This window comes from Aquiflexum sp. (assembly GCF_041749095.1).
In the GTDB taxonomy this organism is placed as follows: Bacteria; Bacteroidota; Bacteroidia; order Cytophagales; family Cyclobacteriaceae; genus Aquiflexum.
Genome location: NZ_JBGTCA010000377.1, coordinates 1 through 3391 on the forward strand (window position 1 = coordinate 1; position 3391 = coordinate 3391).

A 3391-nucleotide genomic window follows, 5' to 3' on the forward strand; every position below is an offset into this window, starting at 1 on the left:
AAGTTTTTTTCTTGTACAAAAAGAGGATAAATGGGAATTGGTTGCCACAACCTCCCGTTCCCCTGAATCCTATATTCAAATACCGGGTGCCATCGCATGGAAACTTTTCTGCAAAAACCTAACCCCTGAACTGGTGATGGACAAGATAAAGATCAAGGGTAATGTATTCTTGGGAAGAAAAGTGTTGGAGATGGTGGCGGTGATGGCTTGAGTTTGATATCTATGTTTTTTTATTTGAACCACAAAAGAGACAAAAGAACACAAAAGATTTGAAAATGCCCATCTGAGTGTCACTCACATGAACCCATTTTTGGCCGTATTCCCCGTATTCAATGACATTGAATTGCTTCATGACGAAGGAAAGCCTGTCCCGTCCCGATAGCCCCGATAACTCAGAATGACAGATCTTCTATCTAACTTCATTCCCTCCTTCTAACTTATCGCAAAGGTTTCCAAAAAGCTCGTTCTGATTAACATTCCCCTTTCCTGAACTTACCCCATACTTGGTACTTGGTACTTCGTTCTTGGTACAACTTGTCCACCTCGGCGGATTCCCATTCCCTAAAGAGATTGCCACGTCGCACGAAGGACCATATAAAAAATCAAAGTTTCTCAAGTGCTCCTCGCAATGACGCCACCACCTTCATTCTTCATCCCTCATCCCTCACCCTTCCCAAATCTTAAATCTAAAATCTACAATCTACAATTTCCCTTCATCCTTCATCCTTCATCCATCATCCTTTCCTCATCCCTGATGCTCATCCCTCAGCAGATCATTCACTGTCTTCACAGGATTAAAGGTGATCAAAGGAACTTCGACAAAGACCGTATTCCATCCTGCCATCGCACCGTTCCAAAGTCCGGGTAGTTCCAAAGCTTTGAGGTCACGGCCACTTTTTGATTTTTCGGTGATGAACCCAGTTCGCATATCCCTGAATTTGAGCAGGTCAAATTTTTCCCCCTTATAATTTTTTGTCGCGCAGACCAGATCAACTGGATTGAAATGAGTCGATGATTTGAAGATTTCTTTTTGGGTTGCATCATCCAGATCAATCTGTGCCGTTTCGGCAATCTGAAGGGAAAGCGAGCCATCATCATCTTTAACCCAAAATGGGCCACCTCCCGGTTCTCCTGTATTTTTCACCATCCCACAGACCCTCAATGGCCGATTGAGTTTGGTGTATAAGTACTTCTTTTTTTCTTCCGAATTCAAACCATGATAATTCTCGGGTAATTTCCCCCCCAGATCATTGGTGATTACTGACTGAGCATGTGCAATAGCATTTTCACTGGATTCTTCATCCAGCTTTTTCAAAGCACCGAATACTTTTTCCTGAATCTCCAAAAGAAGACCACCGATCGCTATTTTATAATCTTTTGTCGGGCTTTTCAACCTATCAGGAACTTCATTGTCAATGTTTTTAATAAAAATCAAATCACCGTCAATTTCATTCAGATTTTCCAACAATGCGCCATGTCCTGCAGGTCTGAAGAGAATACTGCCGTCTTCTTCAATAAACGGACTGTTGTCCATGTTGACGGCTATGGTATCCGTTGATTTTTTCTGTTGGGAATAAGAGACATCAAATTTCACCCCATATTCTTTTTCAAGATTAGGCTGTACCTGTGCAACTTCCTCTTTGAATTTATCTTCATGCTCGGGAGAAACTGTAAAGTGAAGTCTAACGGTATTCCCTTTGCCCAGGCCATAGAGAATGCCTTCCATAAAATGCTCATAAGTTGGTGTCCGGTCGTGGTCAGCGTAATGATGGAATTTCAGCAGGCCTTTCGGTAATTGCCCGTAGCCAAGGCCTTCATCATTCAAAAGATGCGAAATCACCATTTTATGCTGCCCTGATTCCACTGCTTTATTGATGCTGCTGCCTTCTCTTTCGAGGCTTTTGTTGAGGTCATCATAAAAGGCAAATTTTTCAATCTGTTGGAAAAATTTCTGTACAAAACTGCTCTTTAATATATCCCCATCTCCTTCCAGAAAGGAAAAAAGGTCTTTGAACATCCGTGATGCAGCCCCACTTGCAGGGACAAATTTGACCACCTCTTTTTGGGCAGCTATCTTGGGATAAGTGTCTAAATAGTGTTTGAGTTCAGTTTCGGTCAAAGCCTTTATTCCATTCCCAATAGTAGCCGCACCGACTATTGGTAAAAATGGAAAACCTTCTTTAAAATTGGTTAATTGTTCCTTGACATTCTCAATTGACATGTCCTGGTCTGATATCTGCTTTTCTAGTTGTGCATCCATGGTTTTGTGTTTATTGGTTTAAAACCTTTAATATATACATTGAAAACGGCTTATTCAAAGATTTTCCCCGACTTACTGTCTTTGAATTTCTGAATTCTTGAGGACTGAAAAACCTGGTACAAATAATTACATTCCTGCCTAAAAATTTCATTCATCCACAATTATACTAAACTTTATTTTTTCTCCGGATCTTTTTTGGGCTAAAATATTCATAGAGTGCATATCCACCTGAAGAATCCGGGGATAGCCACCGGTTACCTGTGCATCTCGCATCAATATAATGAGTTTGCCTGAGGGGGTCAACTGTACTGTGCCGGGATAAACCGGTGAGGTCAATATAGGCTGTATATCATTTTCTATGGTTTCTTCCAACTGATAGGCCATCCTATTGATCTGTTCAGAAACTGTAAAAGATCTATTCAAAATTCTATTGATCGCAAGCTTTGGTAATTGATCCCATTCAGGTCCTTCAAATACTTTGATAATACTTTCTTTGTACCAATTGGCCTTTATTTTGGAGTGTGAATTTTCGGGAGGATAATATCTTTCTTCGTATAAGTAGGTGATGGTATCCCCTTTGACCATTTTATCTCTTGGAGTCACACCGGGGTACCAACTTCGGCTTTTTCCGACCATTTCAGATTCCAAACCTCCCTGCACACCCATATATAGCCACTGTCTTCTTCTGAATTTTTTTACCTCAACCACAGCATCTTCACCTACATCATACACTTTCCCCAATTTAATTGACCTTTCATTGATATAGATATCTGCTTCTGCTCCTGCAAAAACGATCCTTGTGGGCATTTCAAAAATCATTTTCGGACCAACATGTGCCATTTCGAGGACAGCAGCATTTTCAGGATTGTGAAGGAGGTGATTGACCAAAGTCATGGAAATCCTGTCCATCACGCCTGAATAAGGAACTCCAAAATAGACCATGTCATATCTTGCCCAGTCCTGCACAGAGGTCATCATACCAGGCTGATGGAAATGGATATATGCCGGTGTCTTTATCATGATTAGATTTGCTTTATGCTTTTTTGGGGATGCTTAAGCATATTTTTATACTCTTCTACAGAAATAGGATTGAACTTGACCCTATCACCGATTTCAGGAAATTTTTCCTTA

Annotated in this window: 2 protein-coding genes and 1 pseudogene; 1 reads left to right on the top strand and 2 read right to left on the bottom strand. The window is 40.8% G+C overall.

All coding sequences use genetic code 11. The features are described 5' to 3' along the window. Positions 1–211, top strand: a pseudogene (locus ACEW8O_RS17215) (hypothetical protein); the annotation flags it as partial. A 534-nt stretch (positions 212–745) separates the two neighbouring features. Here the strand turns inward: ACEW8O_RS17215 and ACEW8O_RS17220 are convergent. Both ACEW8O_RS17220 and ACEW8O_RS17225 read right to left on the bottom strand, forming a co-directional pair. Further along, positions 746–2260 carry a DUF4301 family protein gene (locus tag ACEW8O_RS17220; protein WP_373495864.1) on the bottom strand — a complete coding sequence of 505 codons (1515 nt, stop codon included), beginning with the start codon at positions 2258–2260 and terminating at the stop codon, positions 746–748. Between the two features lie 147 nt (positions 2261–2407). After that, positions 2408–3280, bottom strand: coding sequence for a biotin-dependent carboxyltransferase family protein (locus ACEW8O_RS17225; protein ID WP_373495865.1), 873 nt, complete (start codon positions 3278–3280; stop codon positions 2408–2410). Positions 3281–3391: the final 111 nt, after the last annotated feature.

What these genes read in the sequence shown, in the direction of transcription:
- ACEW8O_RS17220 (WP_373495864.1), bottom strand. Translation starts at nt 2,260, where the DNA reads ATGGATGCACAACTAGAAAAGCAGATATCAGACCAGGACATGTCAATT.
- ACEW8O_RS17225 (WP_373495865.1), bottom strand. Translation starts at nt 3,280, where the DNA reads ATGATAAAGACACCGGCATATATCCATTTCCATCAGCCTGGTATGATG.